The 20,202-nt window shown below is 60.3% G+C and carries 19 protein-coding genes; 13 read left to right on the top strand and 6 right to left on the bottom strand.

Annotation, left to right across the window (positions count from 1 at the left end; all coding sequences use genetic code 11):
- The first annotated feature begins 163 nt into the window (after positions 1–163).
- Positions 164–775 carry a glutathione S-transferase N-terminal domain-containing protein gene (locus AAEO81_RS20015; protein ID WP_341958696.1) on the top strand — a complete coding sequence of 204 codons (612 nt, stop codon included), beginning with the start codon at positions 164–166 and terminating at the stop codon, positions 773–775.
- Between the two features lie 121 nt (positions 776–896).
- Here AAEO81_RS20015 and AAEO81_RS20010 read toward each other — a convergent pair whose 3' ends face one another.
- On the bottom strand, positions 897–2,825 hold the full coding sequence (locus AAEO81_RS20010) for a transglycosylase SLT domain-containing protein (RefSeq protein ID WP_166597303.1): 1,929 nt from the start codon (positions 2,823–2,825) through the stop codon (positions 897–899).
- A gap of 442 nt (positions 2,826–3,267) precedes the next feature.
- On the opposite strand from AAEO81_RS20010, the gene AAEO81_RS20005 reads away from it, so the two are divergent.
- Complete coding sequence (locus AAEO81_RS20005; protein WP_341958695.1) at positions 3,268–5,187, top strand: ATP-binding cassette domain-containing protein; 1,920 nt, start codon at positions 3,268–3,270, stop codon at positions 5,185–5,187.
- 112 nt (positions 5,188–5,299) lie between these two features.
- Here AAEO81_RS20005 and AAEO81_RS20000 read toward each other — a convergent pair whose 3' ends face one another.
- A complete protein-coding gene (locus tag AAEO81_RS20000) occupies positions 5,300–5,743 on the bottom strand; it encodes a universal stress protein (RefSeq protein WP_166597305.1) in 444 nt (147 codons plus the stop codon).
- Positions 5,744–5,853: 110 nt separating this feature from the next.
- On the opposite strand from AAEO81_RS20000, the gene AAEO81_RS19995 reads away from it, so the two are divergent.
- The 7 genes from AAEO81_RS19995 (at position 5,854) to AAEO81_RS19965 (ending at position 14,243) form a co-directional block, all read left to right on the top strand.
- The gene (locus tag AAEO81_RS19995; protein WP_341958694.1) at positions 5,854–6,291 is read left to right on the top strand and encodes a hypothetical protein; all 438 of its coding nucleotides are present in this window, start codon (positions 5,854–5,856) and stop codon (positions 6,289–6,291) included.
- A 573-nt stretch (positions 6,292–6,864) separates the two neighbouring features.
- Positions 6,865–9,012: a fatty acid oxidation complex subunit alpha FadB gene (fadB, locus tag AAEO81_RS19990; RefSeq protein ID WP_341958693.1), complete on the top strand. Its 2,148-nt coding sequence runs from the start codon at positions 6,865–6,867 to the stop codon at positions 9,010–9,012.
- 23 nt (positions 9,013–9,035) lie between these two features.
- Positions 9,036–10,211: an acetyl-CoA C-acyltransferase FadA gene (gene fadA, locus AAEO81_RS19985; protein WP_341958692.1), complete on the top strand. Its 1,176-nt coding sequence runs from the start codon at positions 9,036–9,038 to the stop codon at positions 10,209–10,211.
- Between the two features lie 103 nt (positions 10,212–10,314).
- Positions 10,315–10,551 carry a DUF1653 domain-containing protein gene (locus AAEO81_RS19980; protein ID WP_166597309.1) on the top strand — a complete coding sequence of 79 codons (237 nt, stop codon included), beginning with the start codon at positions 10,315–10,317 and terminating at the stop codon, positions 10,549–10,551.
- Positions 10,552–10,661: 110 nt separating this feature from the next.
- Positions 10,662–13,265, top strand: a complete 2,604-nt coding sequence (topA, locus tag AAEO81_RS19975; protein ID WP_166597310.1) for a type I DNA topoisomerase — start codon at positions 10,662–10,664, stop codon at positions 13,263–13,265.
- Positions 13,266–13,409: 144 nt separating this feature from the next.
- Entirely contained in the window at positions 13,410–13,931 is a 522-nt protein-coding gene (locus AAEO81_RS19970; RefSeq protein ID WP_341958691.1) for a DUF6586 family protein, read from the top strand.
- Between the two features lie 75 nt (positions 13,932–14,006).
- The gene (locus tag AAEO81_RS19965) at positions 14,007–14,243 is read left to right on the top strand and encodes a hypothetical protein (protein ID WP_166597312.1); all 237 of its coding nucleotides are present in this window, start codon (positions 14,007–14,009) and stop codon (positions 14,241–14,243) included.
- A gap of 118 nt (positions 14,244–14,361) precedes the next feature.
- On the opposite strand, the gene sulA is transcribed toward AAEO81_RS19965, so the two are convergent.
- Positions 14,362–14,865, bottom strand: a complete 504-nt coding sequence (gene sulA, locus AAEO81_RS19960; RefSeq protein WP_166597313.1) for an SOS-induced cell division inhibitor SulA — start codon at positions 14,863–14,865, stop codon at positions 14,362–14,364.
- A gap of 11 nt (positions 14,866–14,876) precedes the next feature.
- Positions 14,877–15,485 (bottom strand): transcriptional repressor LexA, encoded by a 609-nt coding sequence (gene lexA, locus AAEO81_RS19955; protein ID WP_341958690.1) that lies wholly within the window; start codon positions 15,483–15,485, stop codon positions 14,877–14,879.
- Between the two features lie 252 nt (positions 15,486–15,737).
- Between lexA and AAEO81_RS19950 the strand changes: the two genes are divergently transcribed.
- The 3 genes from AAEO81_RS19950 to AAEO81_RS19940 all read left to right on the top strand — a co-directional run bounded on the left by AAEO81_RS19950 (position 15,738) and on the right by AAEO81_RS19940 (position 18,299).
- Positions 15,738–16,448 (top strand): TetR family transcriptional regulator, encoded by a 711-nt coding sequence (locus AAEO81_RS19950; protein WP_341958689.1) that lies wholly within the window; start codon positions 15,738–15,740, stop codon positions 16,446–16,448.
- Between the two features lie 102 nt (positions 16,449–16,550).
- A complete protein-coding gene (gene nagZ, locus AAEO81_RS19945) occupies positions 16,551–17,549 on the top strand; it encodes a beta-N-acetylhexosaminidase (protein ID WP_341964575.1) in 999 nt (332 codons plus the stop codon).
- Between the two features lie 9 nt (positions 17,550–17,558).
- Positions 17,559–18,299, top strand: coding sequence for an S-methyl-5'-thioinosine phosphorylase (locus tag AAEO81_RS19940; RefSeq protein ID WP_341958688.1), 741 nt, complete (start codon positions 17,559–17,561; stop codon positions 18,297–18,299).
- Between the two features lie 36 nt (positions 18,300–18,335).
- Here the strand turns inward: AAEO81_RS19940 and AAEO81_RS19935 are convergent, their stop codons facing one another.
- Entirely contained in the window at positions 18,336–18,989 is a 654-nt protein-coding gene (locus AAEO81_RS19935) for an HAD-IA family hydrolase (RefSeq protein WP_341958687.1), read from the bottom strand.
- Between the two features lie 175 nt (positions 18,990–19,164).
- Between AAEO81_RS19935 and AAEO81_RS19930 the strand changes: the two genes are divergently transcribed.
- Positions 19,165–19,896 carry a tellurite resistance TerB family protein gene (locus AAEO81_RS19930; protein WP_341958686.1) on the top strand — a complete coding sequence of 244 codons (732 nt, stop codon included), beginning with the start codon at positions 19,165–19,167 and terminating at the stop codon, positions 19,894–19,896.
- A 12-nt stretch (positions 19,897–19,908) separates the two neighbouring features.
- Here AAEO81_RS19930 and AAEO81_RS19925 read toward each other — a convergent pair whose 3' ends face one another.
- The gene (locus AAEO81_RS19925; RefSeq protein WP_341958684.1) at positions 19,909–20,121 is read right to left on the bottom strand and encodes a hypothetical protein; all 213 of its coding nucleotides are present in this window, start codon (positions 20,119–20,121) and stop codon (positions 19,909–19,911) included.
- Between the last annotated feature and the right edge of the window lie 81 nt (positions 20,122–20,202).

Raw genomic sequence — 20,202 nt, 5'->3', positions numbered from 1 at the left:
TTCAGAACGTTTGTGAAGACTTCGTGAATACAGCGTAGACGGCGTGTTACGAACTGAAATGTTTTCCCAGGCTGTACGTTGCGGCCTTGAGCGCTTCAGCTAGCCTGCGAAGGATCGTTGTCGAAACCCGTCAATTGGCTTGCAGGCTTATAGGAGGCAGGGGATGAAGCTCATCGGAATGCTGGATTCGCCTTATGTGCGGCGGGTCGCGGTCAGCCTCAAACGGATGGGGATCGCGTTCGAGCATGAGTCGGTGTCGGTGTTTCAGGGCATGGCGCGTTTCAGCGAGATCAATCCGGTGATCAAGGCGCCGACGTTCGTCACCGATGATGGGCAGGTGTTGATGGAGTCGAGTCTGATTCTGGACTACGTGGAGTTTCTGCAAGGGCCCGGCAAGGGATTGATGCCCGAGACGCTGGCAGAGCGGACACGGACGTTACGGCTGACCGGGCTGGCGTTGGTGGCCTATGAAAAAGCGGTGCAGATTCATTACGAACGTAACCTGCGGCCTGTGGAGCGTCAGCATGGGCCGTGGCTGGAGCGAGTGAGTGGGCAGTTGAAGACCGCTTGCGGTGAGCTTGAACGGGAACTGACGGCGCGGCCGTTGAGCGCGGGAATGGATATCGGGCAGGACGGGATCAGTATCACGGTGGGCTGGTCGTTCATTCAGCTGGTCGTAGGCGATCAAGTGAGCGGCGAGGCGTTTCCGGTGCTGGCAGGGTTTAGTGCAGAAGCAGAAGCGCTGGAAATTTTTCGAACATTGCCGATGGTTTGAAACGGGTGCTCTGGCTCCGGGAGGGGCTTCGCCGATGTTGGGGGTCGCACGGGCCGTGACGTGATGGAGGGAGGATCAGTCACTGCCGAAACGCCTGATCCCCCCGCTTACACCCTATCCATCACAGGTCATCAAAAAACCGTTCATGCCAGTCCACCAAGGGCTGCGGTGCATTGAGCTTTTGACCGTAGATCACCGCATAGGACAGCACGTTCTGCACGTATTGGCGGGTTTCGTCGAACGGAATGCTCTCGACCCACACGTCGAACGCCAAGTGATTCGCACCTTTCAGCCATTGCCGCACGCGGCCCGGACCAGCGTTATAGGCCGCCGACGCCAGCACCCGGTTACCGTTGAACTGCCCATGAATCTGGCTCAGGTACGCCGCACCCAACTGAATATTCGTGTCCGGGTCCAGCACCTGGGCGGGGGAGGCCAGCGGAATGCTGAACTTGCGCGCCGTCTCTTTCGCGGTGGCAGGCATGAGCTGCATCAGGCCACTGGCGCCAACGCCGGAGCGAGCATCGTCCATGAACGCGCTTTCCTGACGGGTGATCGCGAACACCCAACTGGCGTGCAGGCCCCGAACCTGCGCCTCACGCACGAGGGTGTCGCGGTGGGCCATCGGGAAGCGGATGTCCAGATCATCCCAATACTGCGCCTGACTGATGGTGCGAATCGCCGGGAAGTACCAGCCCATGTCATACGCCAGCTTCGCTTGGGCGACCATCTCGTCGCGGCTGAAGTGACGCGTCACGTGGTACCACTCACGGCGTCCGTTGACGACTTCCCCACGCTGGTAGAACTCCAGCGCACGGCGCACGCCCGCCGTATTGCGGACCTTATTCAGGGTTGCCTGCGTCAGCGGCAGCGGCTTGTTGTTCAGCATGTACGGCGTCTGGGTACGGTCTGCGGCGAGGAAACCGTAGAAATCCCGCTCCTTCGCCACGGCTTTGTACATGGCTGGCAACAACGGACTGTTCGGCTGGGACAGCTCCAGCGAACGGGCCTGCCAGTAACGCCAGCGATTGGTGGTCGCCAAGTCCTGCGGCAGACGGCGGGTCAGCTCGTAGGCGTCATTCCAGCGGCCCAAACGCAGCAACAGGCGCAGGCGCCATTCGGTGACGGTGTCGTCACGCAGGTCCGGGTCGTACTTGGTCATCAGCGGGAGGGCGCGATCGTCGTAGCTGCGGGCGAGGGTCAGGCCGATTTCCTTGGCGATCTGCACCTGTTCTTCGTGAGAAAAGCGCAGCATGGGCGAATAGCTGTCGAGCAATTCCATGGCCCGCTGCGGGTCCTGTTTTGCCAAGCGGCGCAGGCCCAGGCCGACCACGTCGGACATGGCTTCATCGGCCGGCATGAACTGGCCCTGGTTGTTCACCATTTCCGGTTTCTGCGCCACGGCGATCAGCAAACGACCCTGAGGAGCGAGGGTGGTCATGCTGTTGACCAACTGGTTGGCCAATGAATAGTTACGCGTTTGCGCGGCCAGTTTGGCGCGCTGCCAGCGTTTCTGTTCGGTCAACTGGCCTTCGACGGCCCATTGGGTGAAGAACGTGTCGCACGCTGTCGGGAGCGTCTTACCGGTCATCCAGAGCTTTTCGGCGTTGGCGTAGCCTTCAGAGCGCATGTTGTGGCTGAGCTGGTAGGAGCCGTACAGGCAGTCCAGCTCGGTGAAATTGAGCTTGGGGTCGTAATATTTGACGAACGGTTGCCAGTCACCCCGCGAGGCGAGCAGTCGAAGCCAGCGCAGCTTCATGAAGTTGGCCTGTGGCAGGTCGCCATGCTCGGCCAGGAAACGCTCGACCTCGTCGTTGCTCGCGGTGTTGAGGCGGGCCGTGAGTTCGTCGTAGGCGAGGTACGGCTCGAGGGGATAATCCGCCAGGGCCGCGCCGTACATGCGATACGGCCCGGCATCGCCTTTGGCCAGCGCGCGTTTGGCCTGATCGTAATATTGACGTTGGGTGGTGATATCGACCGCTTGGACGGACTGGGCGGCGGTGGCCGACAGAAGCAGGCAGGACAAAAGGCTGAACAAACGACTGCGCATGAGACTTCCGTGCAGATGAACCGTGAAAAGTGCCGCTAGCTTAGCCTGTTGACCGCGTGGGTTGAAGCGCGAAGGTGGTGGGGGTGAGGGGATGGAAACAAATGGTTGTAGTTTAAGGGGCTCGCTTGGGATTCTTACTCTGATGCCCTTCGGGCCTGATCGCGAGCAAGCTCACTCCTACATTTTTTGCAACGCGCCGCATTCTGTTGGACCGCGTTGTGAGCCTTTGGTGTTCCAGATCAATATCCCGTTAACCCAAAGGCTCCCAACTCGGTCCATCAGGCCATGGCACGTTTAAGCAAATGTAGGAGTGAGCTTGCTCGCGAAAGGCCCGGAGGGCATCAAAATAACGATTGAAAACCAATTCCCACCCCATCATCGAATCCCGCCCAATCCCCTCGCCATCTCAGGTAGAATGCGCCCCCGGTTTTTGGAGAAGCTCATGACCCTGCTCAAATTCAGCGATGTGTCCCTTGCGTTCGGCGCCATGCCGTTGTTGGACAAGGTGTCCTGGCAGATCGCCCGTGGAGAGCGGGTCTGCATCATCGGTCGCAATGGCACCGGTAAATCCAGCATGTTGAAGCTGGTCAAGGGCGTGCAATTGCCCGATGACGGCAGCGTCTGGCGTGCGCCGGGGCTGAAAATCGGCGAGTTGCCTCAGGAACTGCCCGTGGCCGACGGCCGCACCGTATTCGACGTCGTGGCGGAAGGCCTCGATGGTGTGGGTGCCTTGCTCGCCGAATACCACCACCTCAGCCAGAACATCGTCACCGCCGAAGACCTCGACAAGCTGATGCACGTGCAGTCGGACCTTGAAGCCCGTGACGGCTGGCGCCTGCAGCAACTGGTCGACAGCACACTCAGCCGCCTGCAACTGCCCGCCGACAAGACCCTCGCCGAACTCTCCGGTGGCTGGCGTCGTCGTGTGTTGCTCGCCCAGGCGTTGGTGTCCGAGCCCGATCTGCTGCTGCTCGACGAACCCACTAACCACCTGGACATCGGTGCGATTGCCTGGCTCGAAGAAGCGCTGAAGGAATTCCAGGGCGCCGTGCTGTTCATCACGCACGACCGTTCTTTCCTGCAAAACCTCGCCACTCGCATTCTGGAGCTGGACCGTGGCGGCCTGATCGACTGGAACGGCGACTACGCTAGCTTCCTTGTGCACAAGGAAGCCGCCCTGGCTGCCGAAGAGACCGCCAACGCGCTGTTTGACAAGCGCCTCGCTCAGGAAGAGGTGTGGATTCGTCAAGGCATCAAGGCCCGTCGTACCCGTAACGAAGGCCGTGTGCGTGCCTTGAAGGCCCTGCGCGTCGAACGCAGCGAGCGTCGCGACCGCACCGGCAAGGCCAACATCCAGCTGGACACCGCCGAGAAATCCGGCAAGCAGGTCATGGTGCTGGACAACGTCAGCTTCGCCCACCCCGGTGGCCCGATGCTGATCAAGGACTTCTCCATGGTCCTGCAGCGTGAAGACCGCATTGGTCTGCTCGGCGCCAACGGCACCGGCAAGACCACGCTGCTCAAGCTGATGCTCGACAATCTCCAGCCCACCAGCGGTTCGGTGGATGTGGGGACAAACCTGGAGGTCGCCTACTTCGACCAGCTGCGTCACCAGCTCGACCTGGAAAAAACCGTGGTCGACAACGTTGCGGAAGGCCGCGACTTCATCGACATCGACGGCCAAAGCCGCCACGTCCTCAGCTATCTCGGCGATTTCCTGTTCAGCCCTCAGCGTGCTCGCACGCCGGTCAAGGCGCTGTCCGGGGGCGAGCGCGCGCGTTTGCTGCTCGCCAAGCTGTTCAGCAAACCCGCCAACCTGCTGGTGCTCGACGAACCGACCAACGACCTGGACGTCGAGACCCTCGAACTGCTGGAAGAAGTGCTGCTGACCTTCAAAGGCACTGTGCTGATGGTCAGCCACGACCGGGCATTCCTCGACAACGTGGTCACCAGCACGCTGGTCTTCGAAGGCGAGGGCAAGGTTCGCGAGTTCGTCGGTGGCTATCAGGACTGGCTGCGTCAGGGCGGTTCGCCGCGTCTCTTGGGCGTGACGGAAAGCAAGTCCGGCAAAGCCGACCTGAATTCGGCCATCGTCGAGCCGGTTGCAGCCCCCGCACCTGTGCAGGAAGCCGCCCCCGCCACGAAGAAAAAGCTCAGCTACAAACTGCAGCGTGAGCTGGAAGCGTTGCCGGGCGAGATCGACGCCAAAGAGCAGCAGATTGCTGCCGTTGAAGCCGAGATTGCCCATCCGGGCTTCTACCAGCGTCCGGCTGCCGAAACGGCCAAAGTGCTGGCGTCCCTGGAGCAACTGAACAAGGAACTGGACGGGTTGGTCGAGCGCTGGGCCGAGCTTGACGAGTGAGCGCCGAGCTGGACGAGTAAGCGCTTAGCAGGAAGGGTAATCCTTCGGCAATCGGCAGCCACAAAAAAGCCCGACCCCTTCAACGGGCCGGGCTTTTGTTTGCGTCGCAGGATTACTCGGCGCGTTTGACCAGGCGGACCGCCAGCACGTCGCACGGCGCACCGTGCAGCACGTCATTGGCGGTTGAACCCAACAGTAGCGACAGGCCGTGACGGCCATGGCTGCCGACCACGATCAGGTCTACGTGATGTTCCTTGGCCAACTGGTGAATTTCCTGGCGCGGCTGGCCGTAGGTCAGATGACTGTCACCGGTTTTCACGTCAGGGTATTTCAACTTAAGTGCTTCAAGCTTTTCCTTGGCCTGATCGAACTGCTGTTGTTGCAGCTGCGAGAGGTCCATTGGCACATCGCCGCCAAAGGCCATGGCCATGGGTTCAACGATGTGTACCAGCGACAGCTTGGCGTTGGTGCCCAACGCCAGCTTGATGGCACGCTTGATAACGGGATCGCACTCTTCAGTGAGGTCCACGGCTACCAAAATATGTTCATAGGACATGGGATGTTCCTTCTGAGGTCTGCGATGGTGTTGATTATGGCTCTTTTCACGCGCCTCATGGCACGCCTTCATGTTTTACTCGTCGCTCCCCGCGACAGGGGCATAGACATATGACGGTGTGGATAGTGCTGTCAATCATTGCCGTCATATTAAGCCCTTTGGTATGGCTCAGACCATCGCGCTCTCAGAGCGGTCGCATGGCGATGCGAATGGAGGCACGGCGCATGGGGCTGGCCATGCAGCTGATCCCACAGGAATGGCCCCATTGGCTGCCCGTCGAGCCGCCGAGCCCGTGCGCGCAGTATCACCGACCTCGCACGGCCCGCGAGCCGGATGTCTGGACCTACTGGCAGATGACACCCGGAGAGTGGGTCAACCAATGGCGCGAGCCGTGTAAGGATGCCCGCTTGCAGGCGCACTTTCAGACGCTGCCCGCCGACGTGTACAAGGTCGAAGCTGGCAAGCAGCTGATCGCCCTGTATTGGGCGGAGCGCGGCGAAGCGGAAGTGTTGCAGCGCATTGCTGCCGTGTTGAAAGCGTTGGCGTGACGGCGGCAAGGGCAAATCGCAGGCATTAAAAAGCCCGATAACAACATCGGGCTGGGGGTTGGCCAGGCAGGCCGTAATTCGTGGTGCTTTGCGGTGCAATACCGCAGAAGACGTGCCGATTCGTTTCACATCACTTCTGAAAAACGACCCGTCTTGATGCGCAGTGCACAGAATGTAGACCTTCTTGGTGCATTTGTCTGCGGTGGATCCCATTATTTTCCAGGATTTGCGTACCGGTCGTCGCTTCTCGCGTTTACTCCCCCAGCTTGTCTGTTGAACGCGATCATTACGCTGAATGCTGCCTTATCACCTGTGTCTTTTACCTGTGATTTGCCGGTTTTGTCCGCTGTCTGCTGAATTGACAATTGCTGGAATATGGCAGAAGGTAGGCGCACCCAAATCAAACGGGCGTATGAATTGAGCGTTTGCCGTAGGAATGCTCTGACAGACGCCCGAATCGTGTCGACGGGGTAACTGGCGTTTGGTGTTCGCAACCACGAAAACCTCGTGATTTGCGCCAGATTTCAGCGTCTGACGCGTATTGTTCAGCTTCCATATCGTGGAGATCAGTTGATGATTTACGAAGGTAAAGCCATCACGGTTAAGGCTCTTGAAAGTGGCATCGTCGAACTGAAATTCGACCTCAAGGGTGAGTCCGTCAATAAGTTCAACCGCCTCACTCTCAATGACCTGCGCCAGGCCGTCGATGCCATCAAGGCCGACGGGTCGGTCAAGGGCGTTATCGTCACCAGCGGCAAGGACGTGTTCATCGTCGGCGCCGACATCACCGAATTCGTCGACAACTTCAAGCTGCCGGACGCCGAACTGGTCGCCGGTAACCTTGAAGCGAACAAAATCTTCAGTGACTTTGAAGACCTCAACGTGCCGACCCTGGCTGCCATCAACGGTATCGCTCTGGGTGGCGGCCTGGAAATGTGCCTGGCGGCGGATTTCCGCGTCATGTCCACCACGGCCAAGATCGGTCTGCCAGAGGTCAAACTCGGCATTTACCCGGGTTTCGGCGGCACCGTGCGCCTGCCACGTTTGATTGGTGTCGATAACGCCGTCGAATGGATCGCCTCCGGCAAAGACAACCGCGCCGAAGATGCCCTGAAAGTGGGCGCCGTGGACGCGATCGTCGAGCCGGGCAAGCTGCAGGAAGCCGCGCTGGACCTGATCAAACGGGCCATTTCCGGCGAGTTCGACTTCAAGGCCAAGCGTCAGCCGAAGTTGGACAAGCTCAAGCTCAACGCCATCGAGCAAATGATGGCCTTTGAAACCGCCAAAGGTTTCGTCGCCGGTCAAGCGGGCCCTAACTACCCGGCCCCGGTCGAAGCCATCAAGACCATCCAGAAAGCCGCGAACTTCGGTCGCGACAAGGCGCTGGAAGTCGAAGCCACCGGTTTTGTGAAAATGGCCAAGACTTCGGCTGCCGAAAGCCTGATCGGCCTGTTCCTGAACGATCAGGAGCTGAAAAAGAAAGCCAAGATCTACGACGAAGTCGCCAAGGACGTGAAGCAGGCTGCCGTACTCGGCGCGGGCATCATGGGCGGCGGCATTGCCTACCAGTCGGCGCTGAAAGGCACGCCGATTCTGATGAAAGACATTCGTGAGGAGGCCATTCAACTGGGCCTTGACGAAGCGTCGAAGCTGCTGGGCAAGCGTGTCGAGAAAAACCGTTTGACCCCGGCGAAGATGGCCGAAGCGCTGAATGCGATTCGTCCGACGCTGTCCTACGGCGATTTCGGTCACGTGGACCTGGTGGTCGAAGCCGTCGTCGAGAACCCGAAAGTCAAACAGGCCGTACTGGCCGAAGTGGAAGCGCAGGTGGGTGAGAACACCATTCTGGCATCCAACACCTCGACCATTTCCATCAGCCTGCTGGCCAAGGCGCTCAAGCGTCCGGAAAACTTCGTTGGCATGCACTTCTTCAACCCGGTGCACATGATGCCGCTGGTAGAAGTCATCCGTGGCGAGAAGTCCAGTGAAGTCGCGGTCGCGACCACCGTGGCCTACGCCAAGAAAATGGGCAAAAACCCGATCGTGGTCAACGACTGCCCGGGCTTCCTGGTCAACCGCATCCTGTTCCCCTACTTCGGCGGTTTCGCCAAGTTGGTCAGTGCCGGTGTGGATTTCGTGCGCATCGATAAAGTCATGGAAAAATTCGGCTGGCCAATGGGCCCGGCGTACCTGATGGACGTGGTCGGCATCGACACCGGCCACCACGGTCGCGACGTCATGGCCGAGGGTTTCCCGGACCGCATGAAGGACGACCGCCGTTCTGCCGTGGACGCGTTGTACGAAGCCAATCGCCTGGGCCAGAAGAACGGCAAGGGCTTCTACGTCTACGAGACCGACAAGAAGGGCAAGCCGAAGAAAGTCGTCGACGCCTCCGTGCTGGAAGTGCTCAAGCCGGTGATTTACGAGCAGCGTGAAGTCACCGACGAGGACATCATCAACTGGATGATGATCCCGCTGTGCCTCGAAACCGTGCGTTGCCTGGAAGACGGCATCGTCGACACCGCCGCCGAAGCCGACATGGGCTTGATCTACGGCATCGGTTTCCCTCCGTTCCGTGGCGGTGCGCTGCGTTACATCGACTCGATCGGGGTCGCTGAATTCGTTGCCCTGGCTGACCAATACGCTGATCTGGGCGCTTTGTACCACCCCACTGCGAAGCTGCGTGAAATGGCCAAGACCGGCCAGCGCTTCTTCGGCTAAGTGCCCAACGAACAGGTGAGAATATGAGCTTGAATCCGAGAGACGTCGTGATTGTCGACTTCGGTCGCACACCGATGGGCCGCTCCAAGGGTGGCATGCACCGCAATACCCGCGCCGAAGACATGTCGGCGCACCTGATCAGCAAACTGCTGGAGCGCAACAGCAAGGTCGACCCGACAGAAGTCGAGGACGTGATCTGGGGCTGCGTCAACCAGACCCTGGAGCAAGGCTGGAACATCGCGCGCATGGCGTCGCTGATGACTCAGATTCCGCACACGTCGGCGGCACAAACCGTCAGCCGTCTGTGCGGCTCGTCGATGAGCGCGCTGCACACTGCGGCTCAGGCGATCATGAGCAACAACGGTGACGTCTTCGTCATCGGCGGGGTCGAGCACATGGGCCACGTCGGGATGATGCACGGTGTCGATCCCAATCCGCACATGTCGCTGTATGCCGCCAAGGCCTCGGGCATGATGGGCCTGACCGCTGAAATGCTCGGCAAGATGCACGGCATCACCCGTGAAGCTCAAGACGCGTTCGGCGTACGTTCGCACCGTCTGGCCCATCAGGCGACCGTGGAAGGCAACTTCAAGGACGAAATCATCCCGATGCAAGGGTATGACGAGAACGGTTTCCTGAAGATGTACGACTTCGACGAAACCATTCGCCCAGAGACCACGCTGGAAAGCCTGGCTGCCCTGAAGCCTGCGTTCAACCCGAAAGGCGGCACCGTGACAGCGGGTACGTCGTCGCAGATCACCGACGGCGCATCGTGCATGATCGTCATGTCCGGCCAGCGTGCGATGGACCTCGGCATTCAGCCGATGGCGGTGATCCGTTCCATGGCCGTGGCGGGTGTGGACCCGGCGATCATGGGTTACGGCCCGGTTCCAGCGACCCAGAAAGCGCTCAAGCGCGCGGGTCTGAGCATTGCTGACATCGACTACTTCGAACTCAACGAAGCGTTCGCCGCCCAAGCCTTGCCGGTACTGAAAGATTTGAAAGTGCTCGACAAGATGGACCAGAAGGTTAACCTGCACGGCGGCGCCATCGCCTTGGGTCACCCGTTTGGTTGCTCGGGGGCGCGGATTTCCGGCACCTTGCTCAATGTGATGAAGCAGAAGGGCGGCACCTTGGGTGTGGCCACGATGTGTATTGGTCTCGGCCAAGGCATCACAACGGTGTTCGAACGCGTTTAATCGGCATGAGTGTTCAAGCCGGGGCCACGTGCCCCGGCTTTTGTGTTTTTCAGGAAATGTTTTTTTTGAAGTTTTTTTCGCGTCCGTTCGAGAGGTCCACAGCATGCCGTTGAAGCCAGGTCTCTACCGTCATTACAAAGGCCCCGAGTACCGTGTATTCGGTGTCGCGAAGCATTCTGAGACCGAAGAAGAAGTCGTGTTCTATCAGGCGCTGTATGGTGAATACGGCCTCTGGGTTCGTCCTTTGACGATGTTTCTGGAGTCAGTCGAGGTTGACGGCGAGCACGTGCCACGCTTTGCTTTGGTCACGGCCGAACCTGACCTTTTTTCAAGGTCGTAAGGCGAGACCTTGCAGTAGCCTCTGCTTGACCTCACCTTGTAGCCACTATATATAGCGGGGCCTCGACGGCTCTGACGTCTTTTTTTCTCGCATTAGGAATTTTCCGATCCATGGGCAAATCGCTGGTCATTGTGGAATCCCCGGCTAAGGCCAAGACCATCAACAAGTACCTGGGCAGCCAGTACGTGGTGAAGTCGAGTATCGGCCATATCCGAGACCTGCCCACCAGCGGTTCGGCTAGCGCTGCGAAAGAACCTGCCGCCAAAAAGGGCAAGACAGCTTCCGAAGCGCCTGCATTGACGCCCAAGGAAAAGGCCAAGCGCCAGCTCGTGGCTCGCATGGGCGTCGATCCGGAGCATGGCTGGAAAGCCAAGTACGAGATCTTGCCTGGCAAGGAAAAGGTGATCGACGAGCTGCGCCGCCTGGCCAAAGATGCCGACACCATCTATCTCGCGACGGACTTGGACCGCGAAGGGGAAGCCATTGCCTGGCACCTGCGCGAAGCCATCGGCGGTGACGACGAGCGCTACAAGCGCGTGGTGTTCAACGAAATCACCAAGAAAGCCATTCAGGAAGCGTTCTCCAAGCCGGGCGAGCTGGACATCGACCGCGTCAATGCCCAGCAGGCCCGCCGTTTCCTCGACCGCGTCGTGGGTTACATGGTCTCGCCGCTGCTCTGGCAGAAGATTGCCCGTGGCCTGTCTGCCGGCCGCGTCCAGTCCGTGGCCGTGAAACTGGTCGTGGAGCGTGAGCGCGAAATCCGTGCGTTCAACCCGGAAGAATATTGGGAAGTGCACGCCGACCTCGGCACCGCGAAAGGCGCCAACGTGCGTTTCGAAGTGGCGCGGGAAAACGGCGAGGCCTTCAAGCCGCTGAACGAAGCGCAGGCCATGGCCGCGCTGGAAAAGCTCAAGGCGTCTGCCTACAAGATCGCCAAGCGTGAGGACAAACCGACCAGCAGCAAGCCGTCGGCGCCGTTCATCACGTCCACGCTGCAACAGGCCGCGAGCAACCGCTTGGGCTACGGCGTGAAGAAAACCATGATGATGGCCCAGCGTTTGTACGAAGCCGGTTACATCACGTACATGCGTACCGACTCGACCAACCTGTCGGCCGACGCCGTGGCCATGGCCCGCACCTACATTGAAACCGAGTTCGGCAAGAAGTACCTGCCGGACGCGCCGATCGTCTACAGCAGCAAGGAAGGTGCACAAGAGGCTCACGAAGCGATTCGTCCTTCCGACGTCAACACTCATCCGAGCAAGCTGACGGGCATGGAACGCGATGCCGAGCGTCTGTACGAGCTGATCTGGCGCCAGTTCGTGGCCTGCCAGATGCCGCCTGCGCAATACCTGTCCACCACTGTCAGCGTGGCGGCGAGTGAGTTCGAGCTGCGCGCCAAGGGCCGCATCCTCAAGTTCGACGGTTACACCCGTGTGCTGCCGCAGATGAGCAAGCCCGGTGATGACGACGTGCTGCCAGACATGGCTCAGGGCGACGTGATGAAGCTGATCAAGCTCGACCCGAGCCAGCACTTCACCAAGCCGCCTGCGCGCTATTCGGAAGCGAGCCTGGTCAAGGAGATGGAAAAACGCGGCATCGGTCGTCCGTCGACTTACGCGGCGATCATCTCGACGATTCAGGACCGTGGCTACGTGGCGCTGCACAACCGCCGCTTCTACTCCGAGAAGATGGGCGACATCGTCACTGAGCGCCTGTCCGAGAGCTTCTCCAACCTGATGGACTACGGCTTCACCGCCGGCATGGAAGAGAACCTCGATGATGTGGCCCAGGGCGAGCGCGACTGGAAAAACGTGCTCGACGAGTTCTATGGCGACTTCAAGAAGAAGCTGGAAGTAGCCGAAGCCACGGGCAGCGGTATGCGAGCCAACGAGCCGGTGATGACCGACATCCCGTGCAAGGTGTGTGGCCGTCCGATGCAGATTCGTACCGCGTCCACGGGCGTTTTCCTCGGTTGCTCGGGCTACAGCCTGCCGCCGAAAGAGCGCTGCAAGGCCACGGTCAACCTGACGCCGGGCGACGAAATCGCCGAAGACGACGAAGGTGAATCAGAATCCCGCGTGTTGCGTGGCAAGCACCGCTGCCCGATCTGCAGCACGGCGATGGATGCCTACCTGCTTGATGAGAAGCGCAAACTGCACATCTGCGGCAACAACCCGGATTGCGCGGGCTACGAGATCGAAGAGGGCACCTACCGCATCAAGGGCTACGAAGGCCCGAGCGTCGAGTGCGACAAGTGTGGCGGTGAGATGCAGCTCAAGACCGGCCGTTTCGGCAAGTTCTTCGGCTGCACCAATTGCAAGAACACCCGCAAGCTGCTGAAGAGCGGTGAAGCGGCGCCGCCGAAAATGGACCCGGTGAAAATGCCGGAGCTGAAGTGCGAGAAGGTCGACGACACCTACATTCTGCGCGACGGCGCGTCGGGGCTGTTCCTGGCCGCCAGCCAGTTCCCGAAAAACCGCGAGACCCGAGCGCCGTTGGTGCTGGAAATCGTGCCGCACAAGTCCGAGATCGATCCGAAGTACCACTTCCTGTGCGAAGCCCCACAGAAAGACCCTGATGGCCGTCCGGCGGTGATTCGTTACAGCCGTAAGTCCAAGGAGCAGTATGTGCAGACTGAAGTGGAAGGCAAGCCGACCGGCTGGCGTGCCTTCTACGACGGCGGCAAGTGGAAGGTCGAAGACAAGCGTTGATCGCTCGCGTGTGAGCTGCTAACGCGGCTGGCAAGCGCCCGCGCTTTGCGTTAAAAGAATCCCTCGGTGGCCGGTCTGCGCATCGAGGGATTTTTTTCCTTGGCGGATTCGTTACAACACTTTATCGATGGGGAGACCACTGATATGGCTCACGAACTCTATACCCGCACCAACCAAAAGCTGTTCTTCGCAGGCTTGGCGCTCGAATCCATGGCCAAGGCGAAAGAAAGCCGCGCCATGAACGCCCAAGGGCTTGAGCAGGCGGAACGCGAGTCGGCAATCTTTCATCTCTATGGTGCGCTGCTGGGTTTGTGCCATGAAATTGCGGGTTTCTATCGCCTGCCCAACGCCAACACGGCCCGCGCCGAGGACTTGCTCACTCCTCAAGTGCTGGAAGCCATCGCAATCCCTGAAATGGGTGAGTTGGTGGAATTGGCTCAGCAGCGCGAAACCTGGCTGGCGCAACTGCTGGCGTCCTACAACGCGCTGTTTCAGCCGCCTCGCGCGCCGAAAAAACCCAAAGGCGATGTGACCCAACCGTTGATCATTTCCGTGGGCGCCGAAGACGAAGTCGAGCCCGAACTGACTCGCGAAGAAATGGAAAGCTGGCGCCAACAGCTGAAAAGCCTGGCGATTCGATTCCGTGAAGGGCTGAGCGAGTGTTAAGGCATTGTGATCGGTGGGCTAGGGCCTGAGTCATCAGGCTGTTACAATGCCCGCCTTTCGTGGAGAACTGTCCTGATGCCAACCTCTTTTCTGGAAATTGTAGAACTGCCTGACGGCCGCATTGAGCTGCGCCGCGCCGAAGATGAAGGGTCGCTGGTGACCTTGAACTTCTCTGAGGACGCCAAGGCATTTCTGCATGGCCAACACGTCGAAGTCGCCAAGGCGATGCTCAGCGTGGGCGTGCAAATGGCCGGTCGCCTGGCCGAAGGCGAGCTGACCAAAGAAGAAGAGGGGCCTCGCGTCCTGCACTGATCCTGTTCTGGATCAGCCTCGTACTACCCTTTCTGCTGGCTTCTCTGTTTGACGAGAGGCCCGGCGCATGCCTGCTTCCGGCGGTTACGCCCGTCCCGAGTAGCTCGAGCGAATAGCCTCAGCCCAGGCGAATATTCAAACTTTGTGCATCCCCGACACGCGCTGCGCTGATCAATTGCTGGCGCGCGGTGCTTGGCAGCGGGTTGATCCAGCTCACAACGGTGTGGCTGCGGCCCAGTCGCAAGGCTTCCCGTGTCAGCTCCAGCGCGCTTTGCGTGCCTCTCGGGTGCATCAGGATAATGCGTTCCCGGTTCAGGCCCGCGTCTCGTAGCCAGGCTTGTGTCACGCTCGACGGTGGCGCGATCAGCGTCAACCAGCGATCGTTTCGGTCCTGGCTCAGGTCGCGCAAGATCGGCGCGAGGAGGTTCAGGCAGTTTCCGGCAGCGCCGCGCAACGACAATTCACTGAAGACTTCGGGTTCGTTGCTCCACGGGGCCTCGACGACGTCTTCGAGGACCGGAATCTGGAGCAGCGGCACGTCGAGCAGCGGCATGGCAGGGGCCATGAAGGCTTCGAACAGCGGCAGTTGTGCATGTTGTTGCGGTGTCTGTGGGAACTGCATAAACGTTCTCCTTAGCGGCGAATCACGCCGACGCTCAGCCCTTCGATGACCAGGTCCTGATCTTTCAGGTTGACTTCGATGGGGGCGAATTCAGGGTTTTCAGCGATCAACCAGACTTTGTTGCCTTCCCGCTTGAAGCGTTTAACGGTCACTTCATCGCCGATCCGCGCCACGACGATCTGGCCGTTTCGGGCTTCGCGGGTGGTGTGAACGGCCAGCAGGTCGCCGTCAAGAATGCCGACGTCCTTCATGCTCATGCCGTGAACACGCAACAGATAGTCGGCACTCGGATGAAAGAAGGCAGGGTTGATGGCCAGGGATTCTTCGATGTGCTGCTGGGCGAGAATAGGGGCACCTGCGGCAACACGACCGATGATCGGCAGGCCGCTGTCGTCTGCCTTGGCTTCGAAGTCAGGAATGCGAATGCCACGGGACGCGCCCGGGGTCATTTCAATGGCGCCTTTGCGGGCCAAGGCCTTGAGGTGTTCTTCAGCGGCGTTGGGGGATTTGAACCCCAGTTCCTGAGCGATTTCCGCACGGGTAGGCGGGTAGCCGTTGTCTTCCAGACAGCGTTTGATGAAGTCCAGGATTTCAGCTTGGCGTGACGTCAGTTTGATCATGTGAATCGCTCTGTCTTTTTATACAGTGACTGGGATTATATACAGTGATCGCGTCTTGGCAATCATCCTTTTCACGCGGCTTGACCGACCGTCGCCAAGAGAATGGATCCACCGGGCGGGAATGATGGCTTGGGGCCGCGATTTATATGATTAAATGCCGTGACCGGCCAGACAGAAAGCGAACAGCCGAGGGTTGACAGCCTGACGGCTGAAACGTATGTTTCAAACAAGTGTTTGTCAGGCGAAGAACCCATGGCTCAGTCGGAAACAGTTGAACGAATTCTGGATGCTGCGGAGCAGCTGTTTGCGGAGAAAGGATTTGCCGAAACCTCGTTGCGGCTGATTACCAGCAAGGCGTCGGTCAATCTGGCGGCGGTGAATTATCACTTCGGTTCCAAGAAGGCGCTGATTCAGGCCGTGTTCTCGCGCTTTCTGGGGCCGTTTTGCGCCAGCCTCGACAAGGAGCTGGAACGTCGGCAAGCCAAGCCCGAACACAAGCCTACCCTTGAAGAGTTGCTGGAAATTCTCGTCGAGCAAGCGCTGGTAGTGCAACCCCGAAGCGGCAATGATTTGTCGATTTTCATGCGCCTGCTGGGCTTGGCGTTCAGTCAGAGCCAAGGCCACCTGCGGCGTTATCTCGAAGACATGTACGGCAAGGTGTTCCGCCGCTACATGGTTCTGGTCAACGAAGCCGCCCCCCGTATTCCTCCCATCGAACTGTTCTGGCGCGTGCACTTCATGCTCGGCGCGGCCGCGTTCAGCATGTCCGGCATCAAAGCACTGCGAGCGATTGCCGAGACCGACTTCGGTGTCAACACCTCGATTGAGCAGGTCATGCGTTTGATGGTGCCGTTCCTGGCAGCCGGCATGCGTGCCGAAACCGGTGTCACCGACGCGGCGATGATCAGCGCGCAGCTCAAGCCCCGTAGCAAGAGTTCAACCCCGGCGCCCGCCAAGGTCTGATTCCCGCCTCACCGGGTGCCGTGCATTTGCATCGCACCCGACGATCCCGCACCATGCCGCATTGGGCAATGGTTGTTGAAGGATCTTTCTATGCATTCTGGCCTGCATGGCTCCCTGATGGTGGATATCGCCGGTACCTGGCTGACGTCCGACGACCGTCAGTTTCTGCGTCAGCCCGAAGTGGGCGGCCTGATCATTTTCGCGCGCAACATCGAGAGTCCACGGCAGGTCCGTGAGCTAAGCGCGTCCATTCGTGCGATTCGTCCTGACCTGCTGTTGGCAGTCGATCAGGAAGGCGGGCGGGTTCAACGTCTGCGCCAGGGTTTCGTCCGTTTGCCTGCGATGCGGGCGATTGCGGACAACCCGAATGCCGAATTCCTCGCCGAGCAATGCGGCTGGCTGATGGCGACCGAAGTGTTGGCAGTCGGGATCGACCTGAGTTTCGCCCCGGTGCTGGACTTGGATTATCAGCGCAGTGCCGTGGTGGGCAGTCGTGCGTTCGAAGGCGATCCGGAGCGCGCAGCGCTGTTGGCTGGCGCGTTTATCAAAGGCATGAGCGACGCGGGCATGGCCGCGACCGGCAAACATTTCCCTGGCCACGGTTGGGCAGAAGCCGACTCTCACGTCGCGATTCCCACCGACGAGCGCAGCCTCGAAACCCTCAGGGCCAATGACCTGGTGCCATTCGCCCGCTTGAGCAAACAGCTGGCGGCCGTGATGCCCGCCCACGTCATTTACCCACAAATCGACAATCAACCCGCTGGCTTTTCACGCCGCTGGTTGCAGGACATCCTGCGTGGCGAGCTGGGCTTTGACGGGGTGATTTTCAGCGATGACCTGTCCATGGCAGGTGCGCATGTGGTGGGCGACGCCGCGAGCCGCATCGAAGCGGCACTGACCGCAGGCTGTGACATGGGGCTGGTGTGCAACGACCGCGCGGCCGCCGAGCTGGCACTGAGCGCTGCACAACGGATGAAGATCACGCCACACGCACGTATAGCTCGCATGCGCGGTCAGGGCTTGGCCACCACCGAATACCGTCAACATCCCCGCTGGCTCGCGGCGCTGACAGCGCTGCGTGCGGCTCAACTGATCGACTGAGGATTGGCCATGACGGTTTACGCGATCATCGGCGGCACAGGGCTGGCGCAACTGGAGGGGCTGACGATTCGTCAGTCTCTGGCCATGAGCACGCCCTATGGCGAGCCGTCGGGCGAGGTTCAGGTGGGCGAGTTTGGCGGACGAGAAGTGATGTTTCTGGCCCGCCACGGTCATCCCCATCGTCTGCCGCCGCACAAGGTCAACTACCGCGCCAATCTGTGGGCGTTGAAGCAGGCCGGGGCGCAGGCGATTCTGGCGGTCAACGCGGTGGGCGGTATTAACGCTGACATGGGCACGGGACATTTCTGCGTGCCCCATGATCTGGTGGACTACACCAGTGGTCGTGAGCACACCTATTTTGCCGATGATTTGGAGCGGGTCACCCACATCGATTTCACCCAGCCGTACAGCCAGGCGCTGCGCGAGCGGTTGGTCGACGCGTTGAAAGCCGAAGGCAGCCCGTTCAGCGATTACGGCGTCTACGGCTGCACTCAGGGCCCCCGTCTGGAAACCGCCGCCGAAATCCTGCGACTGGAGCGCGACGGCTGTGACATCGTCGGGATGACCGGCATGCCAGAGGCTGCGCTCGCGCGTGAGCTTGAGCTGAATTACGCCTGCCTCGCGCTGGTGGTGAACCCCGCAGCGGGCAAATCGTCCTCCGTGATCACCATGGCTGAGATTGATCAGGCCCTTCAAAAGGGCATCGGCACGGTCAAGTCGGTGCTGGCGCGGGTTTTGAACGCGGCCTGATGCAGGATGAAGGTGGGCGCCCGCAATGGGCGCCTGTCATTGCGGCTTCAGTGCCAGCCATCCCTGATCGGTGATGGAGACGGTGTAGGCGTCGTAGCTGGTCAGGCCCGGATGCGGCGTCTCGATCACATGCTTGTGAGTTGCGGTGATCACCATGACCTTTGCTCCGGCGGCTTCTGCTGCGGCAATTCCGGCCGGCGCATCTTCGAACACCAGACAGTCCTCCGGTTTCACCCCCAGTTTTTTCGCCGCCAACAGAAAGCAGTCCGGTGCCGGTTTCCCCTGCTCGACGTCCTCAGCCGAGACCATGATGTTCGGCAAAGGCAAGCCCGCCGCCTGAATCCGGCGTTCGGCCAGCAGGCGTGGCGCAGACGTCACCACGGCCCAGCGGTCAGGCGGCAGTGCCGCGAGAAATCGGGCGGCACCCTCGATGGACACCACGCCTTCGACATCGTCGGTTTCCATCTGGGCGAGCCGTTCGGCTTCGCGTTCAGGGTCCACGCCGGGCAGGTTCAGCCGACGCATCGTGTCGACGCAACGCACGCCGTGGATGGTGGACAGCAGTTCTTCGACATCCAGCCCTTTGCTCACGGCCCATTGGGTCCAGACCCGTTCCGCTGCGGCGATGGAATTGGTGAGCGTGCCGTCCATGTCGAACAGAAAGGCGGCGAATGTGTGGGTGTCCTGCATGCCTTGGGCTCCTTCAAGCGTCGAGAAGGGGGCGATGCTAACACGCGTCTTTTGAGGCAATGGCGGGCCATAAATATTTTCCGAACACGGTGTCGGCCAGACGGTCATGCCGACCGGTCGTCTGAGGGCTATGGTTTGGATTCAGGCGTGACATGTCTCGGATGAGGAACTGCACATGAACACCAGCGATTTGCTGGAACAACTCTTGCGCGCCAGTCAGGGGTCGGCGACGCAGCAACGTGGCAACGAAACAGGGCAAGGCGGGCTGGGCGGATTACTGGGCGGTCTGTTGGGTGGCCGCTCAGGCGGTGCGAGCGCTGGCGGTGGGCTGGGCGGACTGGGCGGTCTGCTGGGCGGCTTGCTCGGCGGCGGAGGGCTGGCGGGCCGACCCGCCGGTGGCGCACAGACCCGGTCGGGGTCGAGCAATTACGCGATGTTGGCCTCTCTCGGCATGATGGCGTTTCAGGCCTACCAGACGTGGCAGCGGCAACAGGCATCCGCGCCACAGGAGGCACCGCGCACGGTCGATCAACTGGCCGGGCCGGAAGCTGAGGATCACAGCCATGCCATCCTGCGTGCCCTGATCGCGGCCGCCAAGGCTGACGGCACTATCGACGAGCACGAGCAGGACATGATCCGCAAGGAAATCGCCCGCCACGCCGACGACCCGCAGTTGCAACAGTGGCTGGACGCAGAAGTCGCCAAGCCATTGGACGCTGCCGAAGTCGCCCAGGCCGCTGATGGCGAGCCAGGGATGGCCGCTGAAATGTACCTGGCCAGTGTGCTACTGGTGGACGATCAACAAGACGCCGAGCGCAATTACCTTGACGAGCTCGCCGCCGCGCTCAGCATCGATCCTCAGCTCCAGCTGCACCTGGAGCAACAGGCCAAAAGCGCACCGGCCTGAGCCCTATCAGGCTTAATACCTGCGCCAGTGACCCGGCACCCACAACCATTGATTGCCGGCCCAGCGGTAGTGTCCGCCGACCCATTGCGCGCCGGGGGCGGGCATGACGGGCACGACTTCAACGGGTGGGGGCGGACGACGCGGGTGAGGGCGTTCGATGACGCAGCCTGAGAGTGACAGCGTCACGGCCAGGGCCAACAGGGCAGCTTTGGTTTTACGCAGCATGTGAAATCCTTGATCCAGCGTGCCTTCGACCGATTGACGAGGCGTTCAAGGGTTTAACGCGGCTGGCAGGCAAATCCGTCG

The organism is Pseudomonas sp. RC10 (genome assembly GCF_038397775.1).
Classification (GTDB): Bacteria; Pseudomonadota; Gammaproteobacteria; order Pseudomonadales; family Pseudomonadaceae; genus Aquipseudomonas; species Aquipseudomonas bambusae.
This window is presented reverse-complemented; position numbering and strand designations above follow the sequence as displayed.

Coding starts and splice junctions, on each gene's coding strand:
- AAEO81_RS20015 (WP_341958696.1), top strand. CDS start 164: ATGAAGCTCATCGGAATGCTGGATTCGCCTTATGTGCGGCGGGTCGCG.
- AAEO81_RS20010 (WP_166597303.1), bottom strand. CDS start 2,825: ATGCGCAGTCGTTTGTTCAGCCTTTTGTCCTGCCTGCTTCTGTCGGCC.
- AAEO81_RS20005 (WP_341958695.1), top strand. CDS start 3,268: ATGACCCTGCTCAAATTCAGCGATGTGTCCCTTGCGTTCGGCGCCATG.
- AAEO81_RS20000 (WP_166597305.1), bottom strand. CDS start 5,743: ATGTCCTATGAACATATTTTGGTAGCCGTGGACCTCACTGAAGAGTGC.
- AAEO81_RS19995 (WP_341958694.1), top strand. CDS start 5,854: ATGACGGTGTGGATAGTGCTGTCAATCATTGCCGTCATATTAAGCCCT.
- fadB (WP_341958693.1), top strand. CDS start 6,865: ATGATTTACGAAGGTAAAGCCATCACGGTTAAGGCTCTTGAAAGTGGC.
- fadA (WP_341958692.1), top strand. CDS start 9,036: ATGAGCTTGAATCCGAGAGACGTCGTGATTGTCGACTTCGGTCGCACA.
- AAEO81_RS19980 (WP_166597309.1), top strand. CDS start 10,315: ATGCCGTTGAAGCCAGGTCTCTACCGTCATTACAAAGGCCCCGAGTAC.
- topA (WP_166597310.1), top strand. CDS start 10,662: ATGGGCAAATCGCTGGTCATTGTGGAATCCCCGGCTAAGGCCAAGACC.
- AAEO81_RS19970 (WP_341958691.1), top strand. CDS start 13,410: ATGGCTCACGAACTCTATACCCGCACCAACCAAAAGCTGTTCTTCGCA.
- AAEO81_RS19965 (WP_166597312.1), top strand. CDS start 14,007: ATGCCAACCTCTTTTCTGGAAATTGTAGAACTGCCTGACGGCCGCATT.
- sulA (WP_166597313.1), bottom strand. CDS start 14,865: ATGCAGTTCCCACAGACACCGCAACAACATGCACAACTGCCGCTGTTC.
- lexA (WP_341958690.1), bottom strand. CDS start 15,485: ATGATCAAACTGACGTCACGCCAAGCTGAAATCCTGGACTTCATCAAA.
- AAEO81_RS19950 (WP_341958689.1), top strand. CDS start 15,738: ATGGCTCAGTCGGAAACAGTTGAACGAATTCTGGATGCTGCGGAGCAG.
- AAEO81_RS19940 (WP_341958688.1), top strand. CDS start 17,559: ATGACGGTTTACGCGATCATCGGCGGCACAGGGCTGGCGCAACTGGAG.
- AAEO81_RS19935 (WP_341958687.1), bottom strand. CDS start 18,989: ATGCAGGACACCCACACATTCGCCGCCTTTCTGTTCGACATGGACGGC.
- AAEO81_RS19930 (WP_341958686.1), top strand. CDS start 19,165: ATGAACACCAGCGATTTGCTGGAACAACTCTTGCGCGCCAGTCAGGGG.
- AAEO81_RS19925 (WP_341958684.1), bottom strand. CDS start 20,121: ATGCTGCGTAAAACCAAAGCTGCCCTGTTGGCCCTGGCCGTGACGCTG.